Annotated in this window: 14 protein-coding genes; 9 read left to right on the forward strand and 5 right to left on the reverse strand. The window is 72.0% G+C overall.

Annotated features, from left to right (window positions below; all coding sequences use genetic code 11):
- Positions 1-251: 251 nt before the first annotated feature.
- A complete protein-coding gene (locus AC07DF_RS24320; RefSeq protein WP_478975051.1) occupies positions 252-857 on the reverse strand; it encodes a carbonic anhydrase in 606 nt (201 codons plus the stop codon).
- A 217-nt stretch (positions 858-1,074) separates the two neighbouring features.
- On the opposite strand from AC07DF_RS24320, the gene AC07DF_RS24325 reads away from it, so the two are divergent.
- The 6 genes from AC07DF_RS24325 to AC07DF_RS24350 all read left to right on the forward strand — a co-directional run bounded on the left by AC07DF_RS24325 (position 1,075) and on the right by AC07DF_RS24350 (position 7,145).
- Positions 1,075-1,926, forward strand: a complete 852-nt coding sequence (locus tag AC07DF_RS24325) for a response regulator transcription factor (protein ID WP_478975054.1) — start codon at positions 1,075-1,077, stop codon at positions 1,924-1,926.
- Positions 1,923-3,410, forward strand: a complete 1,488-nt coding sequence (locus tag AC07DF_RS24330; protein ID WP_478975057.1) for a sensor histidine kinase — start codon at positions 1,923-1,925, stop codon at positions 3,408-3,410. The genes AC07DF_RS24325 and AC07DF_RS24330 overlap by 4 nt, the downstream gene beginning before the upstream one ends.
- Positions 3,411-3,574: 164 nt before the next feature.
- Positions 3,575-4,732 (forward strand): alkaline phosphatase PhoX, encoded by a 1,158-nt coding sequence (locus AC07DF_RS24335; protein WP_478975060.1) that lies wholly within the window; start codon positions 3,575-3,577, stop codon positions 4,730-4,732.
- 109 nt (positions 4,733-4,841) lie between these two features.
- A complete protein-coding gene (locus AC07DF_RS24340) occupies positions 4,842-5,348 on the forward strand; it encodes an excalibur calcium-binding domain-containing protein (protein ID WP_478975063.1) in 507 nt (168 codons plus the stop codon).
- Between the two features lie 91 nt (positions 5,349-5,439).
- Positions 5,440-5,958 carry an NUDIX hydrolase gene (locus AC07DF_RS24345; RefSeq protein ID WP_478975066.1) on the forward strand — a complete coding sequence of 173 codons (519 nt, stop codon included), beginning with the start codon at positions 5,440-5,442 and terminating at the stop codon, positions 5,956-5,958.
- On the forward strand, positions 5,955-7,145 hold the full coding sequence (locus AC07DF_RS24350) for a serine hydrolase domain-containing protein (RefSeq protein ID WP_478975069.1): 1,191 nt from the start codon (positions 5,955-5,957) through the stop codon (positions 7,143-7,145). The genes AC07DF_RS24345 and AC07DF_RS24350 overlap by 4 nt, the downstream gene beginning before the upstream one ends.
- A gap of 7 nt (positions 7,146-7,152) precedes the next feature.
- On the opposite strand, the gene AC07DF_RS24355 is transcribed toward AC07DF_RS24350, so the two are convergent.
- The 3 genes from AC07DF_RS24355 to AC07DF_RS24365 all read right to left on the reverse strand — a co-directional run bounded on the left by AC07DF_RS24355 (position 7,153) and on the right by AC07DF_RS24365 (position 13,077).
- Positions 7,153-8,496 (reverse strand): erythromycin esterase family protein, encoded by a 1,344-nt coding sequence (locus AC07DF_RS24355; protein ID WP_478975072.1) that lies wholly within the window; start codon positions 8,494-8,496, stop codon positions 7,153-7,155.
- A gap of 201 nt (positions 8,497-8,697) precedes the next feature.
- Positions 8,698-11,445 carry a pyruvate, phosphate dikinase gene (gene ppdK / locus AC07DF_RS24360; protein ID WP_478975075.1) on the reverse strand — a complete coding sequence of 916 codons (2,748 nt, stop codon included), beginning with the start codon at positions 11,443-11,445 and terminating at the stop codon, positions 8,698-8,700.
- A 405-nt stretch (positions 11,446-11,850) separates the two neighbouring features.
- Complete coding sequence (locus tag AC07DF_RS24365; RefSeq protein WP_478975078.1) at positions 11,851-13,077, reverse strand: ROK family protein; 1,227 nt, start codon at positions 13,075-13,077, stop codon at positions 11,851-11,853.
- Positions 13,078-13,198: 121 nt separating this feature from the next.
- On the opposite strand from AC07DF_RS24365, the gene AC07DF_RS24370 reads away from it, so the two are divergent.
- The 3 genes from AC07DF_RS24370 to AC07DF_RS24380 all read left to right on the forward strand — a co-directional run bounded on the left by AC07DF_RS24370 (position 13,199) and on the right by AC07DF_RS24380 (position 18,495).
- The gene (locus AC07DF_RS24370; RefSeq protein ID WP_478975081.1) at positions 13,199-14,611 is read left to right on the forward strand and encodes an MGH1-like glycoside hydrolase domain-containing protein; all 1,413 of its coding nucleotides are present in this window, start codon (positions 13,199-13,201) and stop codon (positions 14,609-14,611) included.
- Entirely contained in the window at positions 14,608-16,545 is a 1,938-nt protein-coding gene (locus tag AC07DF_RS24375) for an amylo-alpha-1,6-glucosidase (RefSeq protein ID WP_478975084.1), read from the forward strand. Before AC07DF_RS24370 ends, AC07DF_RS24375 begins: the two co-directional genes overlap by 4 nt.
- A 153-nt stretch (positions 16,546-16,698) precedes the next feature.
- Complete coding sequence (locus AC07DF_RS24380) at positions 16,699-18,495, forward strand: sulfatase-like hydrolase/transferase (protein WP_478975087.1); 1,797 nt, start codon at positions 16,699-16,701, stop codon at positions 18,493-18,495.
- On the opposite strand, the gene dusB is transcribed toward AC07DF_RS24380, so the two are convergent.
- A complete protein-coding gene (gene dusB / locus AC07DF_RS24385; protein WP_478975090.1) occupies positions 18,496-19,629 on the reverse strand; it encodes a tRNA dihydrouridine synthase DusB in 1,134 nt (377 codons plus the stop codon). It abuts the gene before it with no gap.
- Positions 19,630-19,646: the final 17 nt, after the last annotated feature.

Raw genomic sequence — 19,646 nt, forward strand, 5'->3', positions numbered from 1 at the left:
CGAATCGTCAGCAGCCCAGTCGGCGACGCGACCCGCGGCACCCGACGACCGCCAACCCCCCGTGTCCTCCACCGGGCCAGTCGCCGCCCACTCCCCGGCATCCCCCGCCGGACCACTCGCCCCCCAGTCAGAGACGCCCCCCTCGGCCCCGGCCGCTCCCGGGTCCGCCATGCCTCCCGCCGGGCCGGCCCCCCGGCCACCGTGTGCGGCAGCACCCCGTGCGGCGCCCCGTCCCCGCGCGTGCGCCCCGCTCATGCGGCATGCACCTGGAACGTGCCGTCGTCGCCGCGTTCGTACACGAACCCCGTGTCGACCTCGTAGTACCAGCCGTGCAGCCGCAGCCGGCCGGCGTCGAGACGCTGCCGCACCACCGGGTAACTCCGCAGTGCGGCCAACTGGTTGACGACGTTGCCCTGGGAGACCTCCGGCAGTGACGGGTCGTCCGGCGCGGTCTCCAGTACGGAGGTCAGCTCCGGGCGGGCGATGCGGAGCCAGGCGTCGACGCCGGGCAGTGCGGAGAGGTCGTCGCCGGACTTCAGCGCGCCCATCGCACCGCAGTGTGAGTGACCGCACACCACGATGTCCTGAACCCCGAGCACCTCCAGTGCGTACTCGATGGTGGCCGCCTCGCCGGAGGCCCCGGGCCGTCCGTAGGGCGGCACGATATTTCCCGCGTTGCGCAGCTCAAATATTTCACCGGGCCGCGCGCCGGTGATCAGCGCGGGTATGACCCGCGAATCCGAACAGGTGATGAACAACACCTCCGGATATTGCCCTTCAGCCAGTTTCCGGTATTCGCCGCTGTCGAAATCGACGCGCGTCCTGAACGTGCGCGCCCGGTCGAGCAGTGCCTTCAACTCCGCCTCCTGAGCTGGGGTTTCTTTCGCTGCACCCCACCGTAGACGGCCGACCTACAGAGGAAGGTTAAGCGAACTCCAGAGCCCGGCCAGGAATTGAACATTCTTTGTCCCGCATATACAGACGAACGGTCATCTTGTAGCGTGTGAACTCCCGGGCGGAGAATGCGAATTCGCGCTGCCCGGATTCATGCCGGCTCACGGAGAGACAGGACGCATGGGCATACGAGTGCTGCTCATCGAGGACGACGAGACGATCGCCGAGCCGCTCACCGAGGGGCTCGGCCACTTCGGACTGACGGTCGATCACGTCGCCACGGGCACGGACGGGCTGAGAGGCCCCTACAACGACGTCGTCCTGCTCGACCTGGGACTGCCGGACATGGACGGCATCGACGTCTGCCGGGGCATCCGGCAGGTCTCGGACGTCCCCATCGTCATCCTCAGCGCACGCGGCGAGGAGGCAGACCGCGTACTGGGCCTGGAACTGGGCGCCGACGACTATCTGGCGAAACCTTTCAGCGTACGAGAGCTGGTGGCCCGCGTCCGGGCGGTGACCCGGCGCACGCAACGCGCCCACCAGGCGTTCCCCGAGGCACCGGCCACACCGGGCACCCCGGCCACCCCCGAGGCACAGCCACCGGCGTCGTACGACCCCGCCCCCGCACCGCCACCCCCGTACGAACCGGCCCCCGCCCTCTCCTACGAGCCTCCCGCGGCAGCCTCGTACGATCCCGCCCCCGATCCCCCGCACGACCCGGGCCCGCTCGTGGTGGACCGCCGTACCCGCCAGGTCTGGGTCGGCGAGGTCCCCGTCCTGCTCACCCCCAAGGAGTTCGACCTGCTGGCGCTCCTCAGCGAGGACCCGGGCGCGGTCTACTCGCGCCAGCAGATCCTGGACCGCGTCTGGGACCCGCACTACGACGGCCCGACCAAGACGCTGGACGTCCATGTGGCCGCGCTGCGCCGCAAGCTGGGTCATCCGGCGTGGATCCGGACGCTGCGGGGCGTCGGTTTCCGGCTGTCCGTGCACACCGGGCCGAACGCCGCGCGGGTGGCCTCTCCGTGACCCGCCGGCTGCTGCTCAGCTACCTCAGCCTCGCCGCGCTGGTGCTGCTCTGCCTGGAGATCCCGCTGGGCTTCGTCTACTCGCGCGGGGAGCGGGAGCGGGTGGTCAACGCGGCGAAGGACGAGGCCGAGTCGGTCTCCGCGTACGCCGCGCTGTCCCTGGCGGCGGGGCGGGCCGAGCGGGACCTGCCCGCGCGGGTGACGCACTGCGCGCAGCGCATCGGCGGGAAGGTGGTGATCGTCGACGCCTCGGGCGCATCGCTCGCCACCTCGCACCCGAAAGACGCCGCGATGTCCGGCAATCTGGCCGCTCGGCCGGGCATCGCGGCCGCACTGCGGGGCACCTCGACGGTGGACGTGCGCACCTCGACCATCGGCGGTGTCGAGTACCTGTCGGTGGCGGCGCCGGTCGGCCAGGAGGCGCGGCCGGTGGGCGCGGTGTGGCTGACGGTGCCCACCCGCATGGTGCACGAGCGCGTCCACCACGTGTGGCTGCTGCTCGCCCTGGGCGGCTTCGCCGTGCTGACGGCGGTCGCCCTGGTCGGCTTCGCCTTCGCCCGGTGGGCGGGGCGCCCCATCCTCGAACTGGAGGACGCGGCACACGAGTTGGCCGAGCGCGGTGGCGGGTTCACCCCGGTGACGATCACCAAGGGACCGCCGGAAGTGCGCAGTCTGGCCGCCGCGTTCAACCACACCGCGGCCCGGTTCGCCCATCTGCTCGCCTCCCAGCGGGCGTTCGCGGGTGAGGCCTCGCACCAGCTGAAGACACCGCTCGCGGCACTGCGGCTGCGACTGGAGAACCTGGAGCCGGACGTGGCCGCCCGGGCCCGGGGCAGCCTCGCCGCCGCGGTGACGGAGACGGACCGGCTCGCCCGGATGGTCGAGCACCTGCTGGCGATGGCCCGGCTGGAGGAGCACGCGGCCATCCCGGCCACCGTCGACCTGGGCGCGGTCTGCGCGGAACGGCACCGCACCTGGCAGCCGATGTTCGCGCGGGAGGATGTCTCCCTCGTGCTCTTCGCGGGAAGTGTGGGCCCGGTGCTCGCGGTGCCGGGAGCCGTCGAGCAGATCATGGACAACCTGCTCTCCAACGCGCTGCGGGCGTCCCCGGCCGGCAGCACCGTCACCATCGAGCTGCGTCTGCAGGCCCCGTCCCGCCGGGCTCTGCGGGACAGCCGCCCGCGCTGGGTCGACCTGCACGTCACCGACGAGGGCCCGGGCATGACGGAGGAGCAGCGCGCCCGCGCCTTCGACCGCTTCTGGCGCGCGCCGGGCGCCCCCAAGGGCGGCACGGGGCTGGGCCTCGCCCTGGTGCAGCGGCTCGCGCACGCCAGCGGCGGCGAGGCGACCCTGCACGCGGCGGCGACGGGCGGTCTGGACGTGGTGATCAGGCTGCCGTCCGTACGGCCGCCGGTCGAGGGGCCCGGGCCGGGCGGCGACCGGTCGAGGAGGCCGAGACGGGAGGCGCCGGCGCTGCCCGCGTAGAGCCGGTCCCGCACGGGACACAGGCGGCACACAGCATGCCGTCCCGCGGCCACGAGGTGTCCATGCCCCGTCAACCCTCTCCCCATAGCGTCCTGTCCGCCCCCCCCACGCACAACCCTGCCGTCGACCGTCGGCAGGGCGGTACGGCACCTCTTGGAGTGAGAGTGGAACGTCGTAGCCTCTTGCGTGCGGCCGTCATCGGCGGCACTTCGGCCGCGTTGGGCGGAACCCTGTGGCGCGGCGCCGCGTACGCGGCCCCGGCCCAGCCCGGCTCGGGCCCCTACGGGGCGCTGGGTTCCCCGGACGCCAACGGCATCAGGCTCCCGGGCGGCTTCACCAGCCGCGTGATCGCCCGCTCCGGCCAGCGGGTCGGGAGCACGTCGTACACCTGGCACAACGCCCCGGACGGCGGCGCCTGTTACGCCGACGGCACGGGCTGGATCTATGTCTCCAACTCCGAGATCAACCCCTCGGGCGGCGCGAGCGCGGTGAAGTTCTCGTCGACGGGCGCGATCACGGCCGCGTACCGCATCCTCTCCTCCACCCGCCAGAACTGCGCGGGCGGCAAGACGCCGTGGAACACCTGGCTGTCCTGCGAGGAGGTGTCCCTCGGCTATGTCTACGAGACCGACCCGTGGGGCACGAACGCGGCGACCCGGCGCGACGCGATGGGCCGCTTCAAGCACGAGGCGGCGGCGGCCGACCCGGTGCGCAAGGTGGTCTACCTGACCGAGGACGAGACCAACGGCCGCTTCTACCGCTTCGTGCCGACGACCTGGGGCAACCTGTCGTCCGGCAAACTCCAGGTGATGGTCGCGGGCAGCGCCACGAGCGGCTCCTTCACCTGGACGGACGTCCCCGACCCGGACGGCTCCCCCACGGCCACCCGCTCCCAGGTCTCCGGCTCCAAGTCCTTCAACGGCGGCGAGGGCTGCCACTACGCGAACGACACGGTCTGGTTCACGACCAAGGGCGACAACCGCGTCTGGCAGCTCAACCTCCTCAACAACACCTACGAACTGGCCTACGACGACTCCCTCGTCAACGGCACGGCCCCTCTCACCGGCGTCGACAACATCACCGGCACCTCCTCCGGCGACCTCTTCGTCGCCGAGGACGGCGGCAACATGGAGATCTGCGTCATCACCCCGGACGATGTCGTCGCCTCGTTCCTGCGCGTAGACGGCCAGTCGGGCTCCGAAATCACAGGCCCGGCATTCTCCCCGGACGGCACCCGCCTCTACTTCTCCAGCCAGCGCGGCACGACCGGCAGCTCGTCGGGAGGCATCACCTACGAGGTGAAGGGCCCGTTCCGCTCGTAACCGCACGGCTCGGCTTCACACAACCATCACAAGATGGTCACCTTGCCCTCATCGAGGGCCCGCCGGTCCTACGGTCATCCCCTCACGTAAGACCTCTGGGGGGATGACCATGACCAATCCGTACGGCAGCCCGCACAACAACCCGTATCCCGCACCGCCCGCGCCGCAGTCCGCACGCCCGGCGCCCCGCTGGGCCAGGAAGCGCTACGTGCTGCCCGCCCTGGGCCTGGCCCTGTTCATAGGCGCGGCCATCGGCGCGGGCGGCGGGGAGACCACCACCGACGCGAAGCCCGCGGCCGCGAAGCCCCAGCCGACCGTCACGGTCACCGCGACGGCCACGGCGACGGCGACACCGCTCGCGAAGAAGCCGGAACCCGCTCCCACGGTCACCGCCACGAAGACCGTCAGGGCCACCGTCACCGTCACCGCCCGGCCGGCGGCGGGCGGCGGCTCCGGCGACAGCGGCTCGGACGACGGCGGTTCCGGTGGCGCGGACGTCTACTACGCCAACTGCACCGCCGTCCGCGCCGCCGGTGCCGCCCCCATCAGTCGTGGTGAACCCGGGTACGCCTCCCACCTGGACCGGGACAACGACGGGGTCGCCTGCGACACGTGACCCGGGCGCGCCGGTGACCATCGGTGCGTCCGGCCGTTCCTCCGGTTGGGCAGCTCGTACGGGCTGCCCGGCCGACGGAAGGAACATCACCGTGGACACGACCGTGCCCGCCCCCGACGCACAGCCCGTGCTGCCGCGCGCCGAATGGGTCAAGACGCTGCCGCAGACCATCGTCGCCTCGTGCGTTCTGCTCCTCGACGCAGAGGACCGGATCCTGCTGCTGCGCTATGCCGGGGGCCAGCCCGCCGCCGGGCTCTGGGGGCTGCCGGGCGGCATGCTCGACCACGGGGAGGACCCCCTCGGGGCCGCGCGCCGGGAGCTGTACGAGGAGACCGGCATCGTCCTCGACCACGATCCCCGGCTCATCGGCTACGACCACCGGGCCGACGTGAACGGCACGGGCCCGGTCATCGACTTCTACTTCCACGGCGGCCGCCTCCCGGACGAGCTGTCCGTCCAGCGCAGCGCCGAGCACGACGACGACGGCCTGTTCGCCCTCAGCGACCTGGAATCCACCCCGCTGACAGACCTGTTGCCCGCCCTGACCGCCCTGCACACGGCCGCGCTGACCGGAACCGTCGTCTGCCTGCGGGAAGGCCTGCCCCAGTGACCGCACCACGCCGCCTGGCGGCGGCCGTCCTGGCCTCCCTCGCGCTGTCCCTGACCCTGACCACGCCCTCGTCCCCGGCCACGACACCCCTCACACCGGACCGGCTGCAAAAGGAGGCGGCGAGGGCCCTGGAAACCACCCGGGCGGTCAGCCTCCACATCCGCGTCCGGGACCGACGGCACACCGTCGAGGCAAGCGCCGGCGAGGCCGCCCTCGGCACCGGCCGTCCCGTGCCGAACGGCGCGCATTTCCGGACCGCCAGCGTCACGAAGTCCTTCGTGGCCGCGACCGTGCTGCACCTGGCCGCCGAGCGGCGGCTGTCCCTGGACGACACGGTGGAGCACTGGCTGCCCGGCCTCGTCCAGGGGCATGGCAACGACGGTGGCCGCATCACCGTCGGACACCTGCTCCAGCACACCAGCGGACTCCACGACTACGACAGCACCGAGCTGACCGGCAGGACGGCCCCCGACTTCGAGCGCCATCGCCTCGACCACATCGACCCCGGGCACCTCGTCGCCGCCGCCCTGCGGCACCCCCCGGACTTCCCCCCTGCCGCCCCCGGCGACCCCGAGCCCCGCTGGAGCTACTCCAACACCGGCTACCACCTCCTGGCCGCCATCATCGAGAAGGCCACGGGACGCCCCTGGGCGGAGGAGGTGCAGGCCCGGATCGTCCGCCGGCTGGGGCTGCGCGGAACCCGTGTCCCGGGAGACGACCCGTACCTGCCGGAGCCGTACGCCCGCACGTACCACCGGTTCGCCGGGTCCGGCGGCTACACCGACACGACCGTCCGGAACATGGCGTGGGCCGGTGCCGCCGGTGCGCTGGTCTCCACGTCCCGCGACCTGGACCGGTTCTTCACGGCCCTGCTCACCGGCGAACTGCTGCCGCCACGCGAGCTCGCCGCGATGCGCACCACCGTCCCGAGCAACGAGGAGCACCAGCGGTTCACGCCCGGGATGCGTTACGGCCTCGGCCTGATGCGACAGCCGCTGCCGTGCGGCGGCAGCCGCTGGGGCCACCACGGCGACCTCGAAGGCACCTTCGTCAGAACGGGCTTCACCGCCGACGGCAGCCGGTCCGTGGTCGTCACGGTCAACGGCAGGACCACCGACGACACCCACCTCATCACCACCGAGAAGACCCTCCAGGGGATCATCGACCGGCTGCTGTGCCGGCCATGACCGGCGTTCAAGCCGTCGGCAGCAGGTCGACGGCCCGCACCCGCTTCAGATGGATCAGCAGGTCGAAGCAGCGGCCCAGCGCGATGTCGAACTCGTTGCGCTCCTCCGGGTAGGCGGTGCCGACGCTGCGCGTGGGCCGGGCCGTGCCCAGCCAGTGACGTGCCGGGCGCGGCACGGCCCGCAGGTCCAGGAGGTAGCGGTCGTGGCGCACCTGGTCCAGGGTGTGCTCGTTGCCGCCGGGCCGGGCGGGGCCGACCGTGTGGGTGAGCATGTGCGTCTCCTCCGGGTCGGTGGCCTTGAACGCGCCACGGCCGAAGGTGAGCCCGATGCTCACATAGCCGCTGCCGAGCCGGTCGCGCAGGAACGCCCCCTGCGTCCTGGGCAGCACCTTCGGGTCCTCGGGTTCGTAGCCGATGTGGTTGTTGTGACCCGCCAGCAGGATCCGGTGCCCGGTGTGCTCGCGCCACCAGACGACATTGTCCGCCATGACCTCGTCCCGCCACCGCATCGCCTCGGCGACCTGCGACGGATCCTCGAAGTCGAAGCCGTAGCCGGTCGCCGTCTGGTGGATGACCGTGGCGTGCCGCAGCACCTCGGCGAACCGGCCCGCCTCCCCGCCCGGCGCCGGCGACTCGAGCAGCTTCAGGGCGCGTTCGGTCCGGGAGGCCATCTCCCGCCGCTCGGCGAGCGGCCGGGTGAGATAGGCCTTCTGGTACTCGCCGGAAGGAACCGTCGGCCGCAGCCCCCGGTACAACTCCGCGAAGCGCGGCGCGAGTTCAGGCCGGACGCGGGCCACGTACTCCGTCACCCGGTCGTACAGCTCAGGCCCCGTGTAGCCCCAGTCGTCGCCCATGAACCGGACCGGGTCCCCGGGGTGCTCGCGGTTGTACGCCCGCATCCACTCCACCAGTGCCAGGTTCTCGGCGGTGTTGTTCAGCGCGTAGGTGTACTGGAAGTCCTCCCGCATGATGCGCCGCGGATCGCCCTTGCCGTGCACGACGTAGTCGTCGAGGCGCACTCCGGTGCTCCAGGCCGTCTCCAGGGCGAAGGTGCGAAAGCCCCGGCTCTCCACCAGGTACCGGAAGACCCGGTCCTTGACCGTGAGGAACTCGTGCGAGCCGTGCGTCGCCTCGCCCATCCCCACCACGGCCGCGCCCCCGACCGCTCCGCCGACCGGCCGGAGGTCGCCGGCGTCCCCACCGGGTTCGGCGGTACGCAGGGGGCTCGCGGCCCGCTCCAGCACGGGCAAGACCGGGTCCCCCGCCGTACCGGGAGCGGCGGCGACCGCGGGGACCGAGGCACAGAGGGACAGCACCACGGCGACGAGGGTCAGTACACGCGAGGGCGGCATACCCGCATACGTGCCCGGCGCCCGGTACCCCACAACCCACCCATACCTGAACGGACCGCGAGAAAACGAGAGAACGGGGACGGCACCCCGCACAAGGTGCCGCCCCCGTTCTCCTCCGTGAGCCGGAGCCGCCGCGATCGGTGAGGGTCGGGGACCGACGACGGCTCCGGGTTCTGGGTGGCCCTGAGGCGGGCCGCCGGTCTAGCGGTGGTCGCTGCCCTGGGACTGGACCGCCGCCCGGCCGGCCTCCAGACGGGCCACCGGGATGCGGAACGGGGAGCAGGAGACGTAGTCGAGTCCGACCTCGTGGAAGAAGTGGACCGACTCCGGGTCACCGCCGTGCTCGCCGCAGACGCCGAGCTTGAGGTCGGGGCGGGTCTCGCGGCCGGCCTTGGCGGCGAGCTTCACCAGGGAGCCCACGCCGTCCCTGTCGATCGTCTCGAACGGGGAGACGCCGAAGATGCCCTTCTCCAGGTACGCCGTGAAGAACGAGGCCTCCACGTCGTCCCGGCTGAAGCCCCACACCGTCTGGGTCAGGTCGTTCGTGCCGAAGGAGAAGAACTGGGCCGCCTCGGCGATCTGACCGGCGGTCAGGGCGGCGCGCGGCAGCTCGATCATCGTGCCGATGGACAGCTTGAGCTGCGCGCCCGAGGCCGCCTCCACCTCGGCGATGACCTTGTCGGCCTCCTCGCGCACGATCTCCAGCTCCTGCACCGTGCCGACGAGCGGGATCATGATCTCGGCGCGCGGGTCGCCCTTGGCGGCCTTGCGCTCGGCCGCGGCCTCGGCGATGGCCCGGACCTGCATGGTGAACAGGCCGGGGATGACCAGGCCGAGGCGTACGCCGCGCAGACCCAGCATCGGGTTCTGCTCGTGCAGGCGGTGGACCGCCTGGAGGAGGCGCAGTTCGTTCTCGTGCGGCTCCTGGCGGGACTCGGCGAGGGCCACGCGGACGGACAGCTCGGTGATGTCCGGGAGGAACTCGTGCAGCGGCGGGTCCAGGAGGCGGATGGTGACCGGTAGGCCGTCCATCGACTCGAAGAGCTGGACGAAGTCCTGCTTCTGGAGCGGGAGCAGCTCCTTGAGGGACTCCTCGCGCTCGTTCTGGGTGTCGGCCAGGATCAGCCGCTCCACCAGCTCGCGCCGGTCACCGAGGAACATGTGCTCGGTGCGGCACAGGCCGATGCCCTGGGCGCCGAAGCGGCGGGCCCGCAGCGCGTCCTCGGCGTTGTCGGCGTTGGCGCGCACCCGCAGCCGGCGCTTGCGGTCGGCGAAGGCCATCATCCGGTGGACGGCCTCGACCAGCTCGTCGGCGTCGTCGGCACCCGGGTGCATCCGGCCCTCGAAGTACTCCACGACCGGCGAGGGCACGACCGGCACCTCGCCGAGGTAGACCTTGCCCGAGGAGCCGTCGATGGAGACGACGTCGCCCTCCTCGACGACCTGCCCGCCCGGGACGGTCATCCGGCGGCGCTTGGTGTCGACCTCCAGCTCCTCGGCGCCGCAGACACAGGTCTTGCCCATGCCGCGCGCGACGACGGCCGCGTGGGAGGTCTTGCCACCGCGGGAGGTCAGGATGCCCTCGGCGGCGATCATGCCGTCCAGGTCGTCGGGGTTGGTCTCGCGGCGGATCAGGATGACCTTCTCGCCGGAACGGGACCACTTGACGGCCGTGTAGGAGTCGAAGACGGCCTTGCCGACGGCCGCGCCCGGGGAGGCGGCGATGCCCCGGCCGACCTGCGAGACCTTCGCGTCCTCGTCGAAGCGCGGGAACATCAGCTGCGCGAGCTGGGCGCCGTTGACGCGGGTGAGCGCCTCGGCCTCGTCGATCAGGCCCTGGTCCACCAGCTGCGTCGCGATCCGGAAGGCCGCGCCCGCGGTGCGCTTGCCGACGCGGGTCTGGAGCATCCACAGCACACCGCGCTCGATGGTGAACTCGATGTCGCAGAGGTCCTTGTAGTGGTTCTCCAGCGTCTCCATGATCTGCATCAGCTGGTCGTACGACTTCTTGTCGATCTGCTCCAGATCGGCGAGCGGCACGGTGTTGCGGATGCCCGCGACCACGTCCTCGCCCTGCGCGTTCTGCAGGTAGTCGCCGTAGACGCCCTGGTGGCCGGATGCGGGGTCGCGGGTGAAGGCGACGCCGGTGCCGGAGTCGGGGCCGAGGTTGCCGAAGACCATGGAGCAGACGTTGACGGCCGTGCCCAGGTCGTGCGGGATGCGCTCCTGGCGGCGGTAGAGCTTGGCCCGGTCGGTGTTCCAGGAGTCGAAGACCGCGTGGATGGCGAGGTCCATCTGCTCGCGGGGGCTCTGCGGGAAGTCCCGGCCGGCCTCGGTCTTGACGATCTTCTTGAACTTGGTGACGAGCTTCTTGAGGTCGGCCGCCTCCAGCTCGGTGTCGACCGTGACCTTCTTGGCCGCCTTCGCCGCCTCCAGCGCGTCCTCGAAGAGCTCCCCGTCGACGCCGAGGACGGTCTTGCCGAACATCTGGATGAGGCGGCGGTAGGAGTCCCAGGCGAAGCGGTCGTCGCCGGCCTGCTTGGCGAGGCCCTGCACCGACTTGTCGGAGAGGCCGATGTTGAGGACGGTGTCCATCATGCCGGGCATGGAGAACTTGGCACCCGAGCGCACCGACACCAGCAGCGGGTCGTCCGCCTGGCCGAGCTTCTTGCCCATACGGGCCTCGAGGGCGTCGAGGTGCGCACTCACCTCGTCACGCAGTGCCGCCGGCTCCTCGCCGCTGTCGAGGTAGACCTTGCAGGCCTCGGTGGTGATCGTGAAGCCGGGCGGGACCGGAAGGCCGAGGTTGGTCATCTCGGCGAGGTTCGCGCCCTTGCCACCGAGGAGGTCCTTGAGGTCCTTGTTGCCCTCGGTGAAGTCGTAAACGAACTTCACGCCCTCAACGCTCGCGGCCTGCTCGGCTACCGGGAGATCTTTGTTTTCCGACACGGGTCTCGACTCCTCGAGGACGCGGTGGCTGCCCTGACGGCGAGGAACATACCCAGATCGAAGGCGTCTGGGTACGTCCATGCGCGCGTCATGCGCCTGTAACCACTCGTCCGCCAGCGGATCGAAAGTCAAGGCTTGGCAAGCAATCACAGCCGCATGTGTTCACTTCTTGAACGCACAAACCTCCATCGAGCTCACTGAGCGCTCACCTGAGCGGCCTGCGCCACGCTTGAGTTCGATCGATGAACGATCAAAGGGTGGCACTCAGTGCCACCCCTTGGAGAAGTGCAGCCGCTCATGATCCGCTCATCTGAGCGCAACCCTTATCAGAGGTGGCGAGAATCACGCTGCCACAGCCAGCCGGATTTCACCATGCGGACGCGTAGCGGGGGCGAAATGCCCCTGTCACACCCCGAGCGCCCGCAGCCGCTCCTCGACCCGCTCGGGGGCGTACAGATGCTCGACGACCATCGCACCCGCTCCCACCAGCCCCGCACGCTCGCCCAGCCGTGAGGTCACCACGTCCAGGTGGGCCGTGGAGCGGGGCAGCGCCCGCTGGTAGAGCAGTTCGCGCACACCTGTCAGGAAGGCAGTTCCGGCCAGATCCCCGGCGATCATCAGCACCCCGGGGTTCAGCAGGGTCACCACGGTCGCCAGCACGTCCCCGACCCGGCGCCCGGCCTCCCGCGCGAGGCCGACCGCCTCGGGGTGCCCGGAGGCCAGCAGGTCCCGCACATCCGAGCCGGAGGCCGCCGGCACCCCGGCCTCCGCCAGCCGCCGCGCCACGGCCCCACCGCTCGCGACGGCGGCCAGACAGCCGTACGAACCGCACCGGCACAGCGCCTGGGCACCCTCCGGCACCCGGATGTGCCCGATGTCCCCGGCGCCCCCGTCGATGCCCCGGAACACCGAGCCGTCCACCACGACCCCGGCGCCGATGCCCGTGGAGACCTTGACCAGCACGAAGGCGGAGCAGTCGGGGTAGCCGGTGCGCTGTTCGCCGTACGCCATGAGGTTGGCGTCGTTGTCCACCAGCACGGGCACGGCGGCGGCGCCGGTGTGCTCGGTGAGCGCCCGGGCCAGCCGGCCCCTTATGCCGTAGCCGTCCCAGCCGGGCATGATCGGCGGCTGGACGACGCGGCCGGTCTCGCTGTCGACCGGGCCGGGCACCGCGAGCCCGACCCCGCACACCGACTCGGCCGGGCAGCCCGCCTTCTCCAGCAGCTCGGCGAACCAGCGGCCGAGTTCGCCGAGCACGGTGTCCGGCCCGTCCTCGACGACCAGGGTGCCGGAGTGCTCGGCGAGGATCTCACCGCTCAGCGACAGCACGGCCGCCCGCGCGTGCCGGGTGTCGAGGTCGGCGGCCAGGACCACCGCGTGCTCGTCGTCGAATTCCAGAGTGATGGAGGGGCGTCCGCCCAGCGGGGAGTCCACCGGCCCGCCGGCGCCCTCGCGCAGCCAGCCCGCGCGGAACAGCCGGTCCAGCCGCTGCCCGACGGTGGCCCGGGACAGTCCCGTCGCCTGCTGCAGGGCACCCCGGGTCACGGCGCGGCGACTGCGCACCAGTTCGAGCAGTTCCCCGGCGCTCGCCTGGCCGGCACCTCGTCCCGTTCTCCCGGGCTGTCCGGTCATGCACACCCCCTTGTGTTTCCCAACCTTGCCTTACATAGTGGGTTTTGCGTGTTAAATAGACGTAACCCCACGGTAGCCGCAGCCTAACCGGCCGGCCGGACGTCTTTTCGGAGAGCCCCGAGTGGACCGCACCGCCCAACGCGCCCCCCGCCCCACGGGACGCACCGTTGCATACGATCCGTCCAGCACCGCCTCACCCCTGCACCTCAGGGCCGCCGCCGTGCTGGACGCCGGCTGGACGGGGACGTCCACCGTGCCCTCGCGCAGCCTGTATCCGCACCAGTGGTCTTGGGACTCGGCGTTCATCGCGATCGGCCTGCGGCACGTCTCGCCGTTACGCGCCCAGACGGAACTGGACACGCTGCTGGCGGCCCAGTGGGCGGACGGGCGGATCCCGCACATCGTCTTCAACCCCTCCGTCCCCCTCGACGCGTACTTCCCGAGCCCCGACTTCTGGCGCTCCTCGACCGCGGGACGTACCGCGGGCGCCCCGCGCACCGTACAGACCTCCGGGATCGTGCAACCACCGGTCCACGCGCTGGCGGCGTGGCTGGTGCACCTCGCCGACCCGGGCTTGTCGCGGGCGCGCGGCTTCCTCACCCGGGTGTATCCCCGCCTCGCTGCCTGGCACCGTTATCTGCTGCACCGGCGCGACCTGGGCGGGGGCGGGCTGGTGTCCGTCGTGCACCCCTGGGAACAGGGTATGGACAACAGCCCCTGCTGGGACCGTCCGCTCTCCCGGGTCACCCCGGCCCCGGCCCGCTCCTTCCGCCGCGCCGACCTCGACCACGGCTCGCCCGAGGACCGTCCGACGGACCTGGACTACGGGCGGTACGTGGCGCTGGCGAGCAGCTACCGGGACCGTGGATACGCCGACGGGTCAGGGGAGTTCGCCGTGGAGGACCCGGCGTTCAACGCGCTGCTCATCGCCTCCGAGTACGCCCTGGCCAGGATCGCCCACGAGCTGGGCGCGGCGGGCTCGGCCCGGCAGGCCCGCGCCGAGCGGCTGACGGCGGCCCTGGTGGAGCGGCTGTGGGAGCCCGCGGCGGGGATGTTCCTGTGCCGGGACGTGCGCGCCGGGGAGCTGATCCCCGAGCGCGGGGTGTCCGGGCTGGTCCCGCTGCTGCTGCCGTCCCTGCCCCGCGACCTCGCGGCCACCCTGGTCCGCACGATGTGCGGCCCGCACTTCGGCCTCGGCGGCACCACCCGCCTGGTGCCCAGCTACGACCTGCTCGGCGAGGCCTTCGACCCGCACCGCTACTGGCGCGGCCCGGCCTGGTTCAACACCAACTGGCTGCTGGAGGGCGGGCTGCGGCTGCACGGCGAGCGCGGCCGGGCCGACGCCCTGCGCAAGGGCATCCTGCACACCGCCGGCGCCTCCGATTTCGCGGAGTACGTCGATCCGTACACGGCACAGCCCTGCGGCGCCACCGGCTTCGGCTGGACCGCCGCGCTCACGCTCGACCTGCTGCACGACCGGCCCGCAGGGGACAGAAACGGCGTCACGGCGATCACAGGAGGGGACCGGGGATGACGGACCGGCATCATCTGCTCGTGCACGGCGGGACGTTCGCCGCCGTGGGGGACCGCGGCGACATCAGCGGCTACCGGGGTGGCAGCGCCCCGGACGGCATGTTCGTACGGGACGCACGGCACCTCAGCCGATGGCAGCTCACCGTGGACGGGGCCGTGCCCGACACGCTGACGCCGGTGGCCGACGGGGACACCGCGCGCTGTGTCCTCGTGCCGCGCGGCGGCCGCGACGAGCCGCCCGCCTGCACTCTCTTCCGTGAACAGGCCGTCGGCGACGCCTCGTTCGTGGAGTCCCTGCGCATCACCAGCAACCGCCCGGCGCCGACGACGGTCCGCCTCGCGGTCACCGCCGACGCCGACTTCACCGACCAGTTCGAGCTGCGCTCCGACCACCGCACCTACACGAAGGCCGGTGCGGTCCGCTCCCGACAGGTCCTCGGCCACGGCGTGGAGTTCACCTACCGGCGCGGCGAGTGGCGCTCGTGCACGACGGTGACGGCCGAGCCCCAGCCGGACGCCGTGGAGGAGACCGGCACCGGCGCCCGCCGCCTGGTGTGGACCCTGGAGCTCGCACCGCACGGCACCGCCGAGCTGATCCTGCGGGTCATGGCCCGCCCGCACGGCGAGAAGCGGGCCCTGCGCGTCCCCCGCTCCCCCGCCGCCGTGCGGGAGCGACTGCTCGCCCGGGAGGGCGAGTTCGTGGAGGGCCTGGCCTTCCCGGCCGGCTGGCCCGAGCTGGCCGCCGCCTGCTCCCGGGGTCTCGCCGACCTCGCCGCGCTCCAGGTCCCGGCGAGGGGCCCGGACGGCGAGGAACTGCGCGTCCCGGCCGCGGGCGCCCCCTGGTTCCTGACCCTGCTGGGCCGGGACGCCCTGCTCACCTCGCTGTTCGCGCTGCCCTACCGGCCCCGGCTGGCCGCCGCCACCCTGCCCGCGCTCGCCGCGACCCAGGCCACGGACACCGGCACGAGCGAGGTCGCCCAGCCCGGAAAGATCGTCCACGAGGTGCGGCACGGCGAACTGGCCCACTTCGGCCAGGTCCCCTACGGCCGCTACTACGGCTCCGTCGACGCCACGCCGCTGTTCCTCGTCCTGCTCGGCGCCTACGCGGAACAGACCGGCGACACCGTCCTGGCCCGCCGCCTCGAGCCGCACGCCCGGGCCGCGGTCGGCTGGATGCTGGACCACGGCGGCCTGACCTCGCGCGGCTACCTCGTCTACCGCGCCGACCAGGGCGGCCTCGCCAACCAGAACTGGAAGGACTCCCCCGGCGCCATCTGCTCCGCCGAGGGAACCCGCCCCCACGGGCCGGTGACGGCCGCGGGCGCCCAGGGCTATGCCTACGACGCGCTGCGCCGCACGGCGTGGCTCGCGCGCACGGTGTGGCAGGACGGGACGTACGCGGACCTGCTGGAGCAGGCGGCCGGTGACCTGCGCGACCGTTTCCAGCGGGACTTCTGGATGGAGGAGCACTCCTTCCCCGCGCTCGCGCTCGACGGCCGCGGCGACCAGGTCGACGCCCTCGCCTCCGACGCCGGGCATCTGCTGTGGTCGGGCCTGCTGGACAAGGAGTACGGCGAACTGGTCGGCCGGCGCCTCCTCGAACCGGACTTCTTCTCCGGCTGGGGCGTGCGCACCCTGGCCGCCGGTCAGCCGGCCTTCCACCCGCTCTCCTACCACCGCGGTTCGGTCTGGCCGCACGACAACGCGCTGATCGCGCTGGGCCTGGCCCGCTACGGACTGCACGACGAGGCCCGCGCGATCGCCCGCGGCCTGGTCGACGCGGCGACCGCGACCGGCCACCGCCTCCCGGAGGTCCTCGCGGGCTACGGCCGCGACACCCACCCGGAGCCGGTGCCGTACCCGCACGCCTGCGTACGCGAATCCCGCTCGGCCTCGGCCCCGTTGGCACTGCTCACGGCGGTCGGGGGCGTCTGAAGGGCGGTTGGCCGGGCGTTTGCCGGGTGTTTGCCGAGCGCTGGCCCGGCGGGCTGAACGCACCTGGTGGGCGCCCCGTACGGAACTGAGGCGGACCCGTACCCCCACGCGGGTCCGCCACCTCGCCGGGTTTCGTACGGGAAGGACCTCCGGGTGCCTGTCTTCACACGCCTCCGCCAGTCATCGCAGCCGGGTGTCTCGGGAGCCGAGTCCGAGACGGTGCGGGCGGGGAAGGAAGGGGGCGTCACCGAGGAGGTGGAGAGTCCCACCCTCAGATCCCGCCTCACTCGCCTCCGCACCTGGCGCACCCGCCACCCCGGCGCCTCCCGCGCCCTCTCCTGGATCACCACCGCCCTCGCCGCCGCCCTGGTCCTCGGCGCCCTGCTGCTGCCCAACACCCTCCCCGCCGTGGGGCCGAAGAGCTTCACGCGCATACCGGCCGAGGCCGTCGTCGGGGCCGTCGTGATGCTGTGGCTGCCGCGTCGGCCCCGGCTGGCCGCGGCGACGCTGTACGGGCTGGGCCTGACCGCGCTGACCGCCGTGAACCTGCTCGACATGGGGTTCAACGAGTATCTGGGCCGGGGCTTCAACGCCGCGCTGGACTGGGACCTGCTGCCCGACGCCCAGGCGTACGTCGGGGACACCCTGGGCGGTGGTGTCGCGACCGCCGCAGCCGTCGGCGCGATCGTGCTGGTCCTGCTGCTGGCGGCCGTCATGGTCGCGGCGACGATCCGGCTCAGCGACCTGCTCGTCCGCCACCGGCCCCGGGCGGCCCGGGGCGCGCTCATCGCCGGCGTTATCTGGGTGACCTGCTCGGCGATGGGCCTGACGCTCCTCGGCGGGCCGATCGCCTCCGAACGCGGCGCCGGCGCGCTCAGGGTCCACGCCCAGCGGACGGTGGAGTCCCTGCGCGACGAGGCGGCCTTCGCGAAGCAGGCCCAGGCGGACACCTTCGGCAACACGCCGCCCGACCAGCTGCTGCCCGATCTGCGCGGCAAGGACGTCATCTTCACGTTCATCGAGAGCTACGGCCGCAGCGCCGTCGAGGACCCGATCATGGCACCCGGCGTCGACCGCACCCTCGACACCGGCACCAAGGCCCTGGAGAAGGCCGGCTTCGCCGCCCGCAGCGGCTGGCTGACCTCGGCGACCTACGGCGGCAGCAGCTGGCTCGGCCACTCCACGACCATGTCCGGCCTGTGGATCGACAACCAGCGCCGCTACCGCACGGTCACCGCGGGCGGCCACCTCACCCTCACCAAGGCGTTCCAGAAGACCGGCGCCTGGGACACCGTCGGTGTCATGCCGGGCGTGCAGAAGGGCTGGCCGGAGGAGAAGTGGTACGGCCTCGACAAGCTCTACGACTCACGGGACCTGGGCTACCGGGGCCCGAAGTTCAGCTGGTCGACCATGCCCGACCAGTACGCGCTGGAGGCGTTCCAGCGCCAGGTGCACGGCAAGAAGCGCGACAAGCCGCTGATGTCGTTCGTCATCCTGACCTCCAGTCACCAGCCCTGGGCGCCCCTCCCCAAGATGGTCGACTGGGACGAACTGGGCGACGGCTCACGCTTCGACGCCGTCCAGAAGGCAGGCAAGAAGGCGTCGGACGTCCTCACCGACACCACCGAGTCCCGGCAGGAGTACGGCAAGTCCATCCAGTACTCGGTCACCAGCCTCACCCAGTGGCTGGAGCGCTACGGCACCGACGACACCGTCCTGGTCTTCCTGGGCGACCACCAGCCCATGGCCCGGGTCAGCGGCATCCGCGCCAGCCGGGACGTGCCGATCTCGATCGTCGCGAAGGACCCGAAGGTCCTCGACAAGGTCGCCGACTGGAACTGGACGGAGGGCCTCAAGCCCGACCCCGACGCCCCGGTGTGGAAGATGAGCTCCTTCCGCGACCGCTTCCTCAAGGCGTACGGCTCCACGCCGCACCGCTCGGAGGGCTGATCAGCCGCCGGAGGTGTCGAGCTCGGCGTCCTCGCCGACCCCGGCGCAGTCGTAGGGATCCTTCAGCCAGCCGTCCGGCAGCACCACCCGGTTGTTGCCGGACGTACGGCCCCGGGGCCCGTCGGCGCCGGCGGGCCAGGGCTGGTCGAGGTCCAGCTCGTCCAGGCCGGACCGCAGCTCCTCCAGCGAGGAGGTGATCGCGAGGCGCTTGCGCATCTCGGAGCCGACCGCGAAGCCCTTCAGGTACCAGGCGACGTGCTTGCGGAAGTCGATGACCCCGCGCGCCTCGTCCCCGATCCACTCACCGAGCAGGGTGGCGTGCCGGACCATGACGTCGGCGACCTCGCGCAGGGCGGGGCGGGCGATGTCCTGGGTGCGGCCCTCGAAGGCGGCCACCAAATCGGCGAACAGCCACGGCCGCCCGAGGCAACCACGCCCGACGACCACACCGTCACACCCGGTCTCGCGCACCATGCGCAGGGCGTCCTCGGCCGACCAGATGTCGCCGTTGCCGAGCACCGGGATCTCCGGCACGTGCTCCTTCAGCCGGGCGATGGCGTCCCAGTCGGCGGTGCCGCCGTAGTGCTGGGCGGCGGTGCGGCCGTGCAGCGCGATGGCGGTGACGCCCTCCTCGACGGCGATCCGGCCGGCGTCCAGGAAGGTGATGTGGTCGTCGTCGATGCCCTTGCGCATCTTCATCGTCACGGGCAGGTCCCCGGCGCCGCTGACGGCCTCGCGCAGGATGGCCCGCAGCAGGTTCCGCTTGTACGGCAGCGCGGAGCCGCCGCCCTTGCGTGTGACCTTGGGCACCGGGCAGCCGAAGTTGAGGTCGATGTGGTCGGCGAGGTCCTCTTCCGCGATCATGCGGACGGCCTTGCCGACGGTGGCCGGGTCCACGCCGTAGAGCTGGATCGACCGGGGCCGCTCCGTCTCGTCGAAGTGGATGAGCTGCATGGTCTTCTCGTTGCGTTCGACCAGCGCCCGGGTGGTGATCATCTCGCTGACGAACAGGCCCTTGCCTGCGCTGAACTCCCTGCACAGGGTGCGGAAGGGCGCGTTGGTGATCCCGGCCATGGGGGCCAGGACGACAGGTGGCTGGACGGTGTGCGGGCCGATCTGGAGGGGCGTGGACATGCATCCATTGTGCCGTG

Source organism: Streptomyces sp. NPDC044719, assembly GCF_056433405.1.

Bases quoted from the DNA above. Each gene is read 5' to 3' on its own strand.
- AC07DF_RS24325 (WP_478975054.1), top strand. From the start codon at position 1,075: ATGGGCATACGAGTGCTGCTCATCGAGGACGACGAGACGATCGCCGAG.
- AC07DF_RS24365 (WP_478975078.1), bottom strand. From the start codon at position 13,077: ATGACCGGACAGCCCGGGAGAACGGGACGAGGTGCCGGCCAGGCGAGC.
- AC07DF_RS24355 (WP_478975072.1), bottom strand. From the start codon at position 8,496: ATGCCGCCCTCGCGTGTACTGACCCTCGTCGCCGTGGTGCTGTCCCTC.
- dusB (WP_478975090.1), bottom strand. From the start codon at position 19,629: ATGTCCACGCCCCTCCAGATCGGCCCGCACACCGTCCAGCCACCTGTC.
- AC07DF_RS24340 (WP_478975063.1), top strand. From the start codon at position 4,842: ATGACCAATCCGTACGGCAGCCCGCACAACAACCCGTATCCCGCACCG.
- AC07DF_RS24375 (WP_478975084.1), top strand. From the start codon at position 14,608: ATGACGGACCGGCATCATCTGCTCGTGCACGGCGGGACGTTCGCCGCC.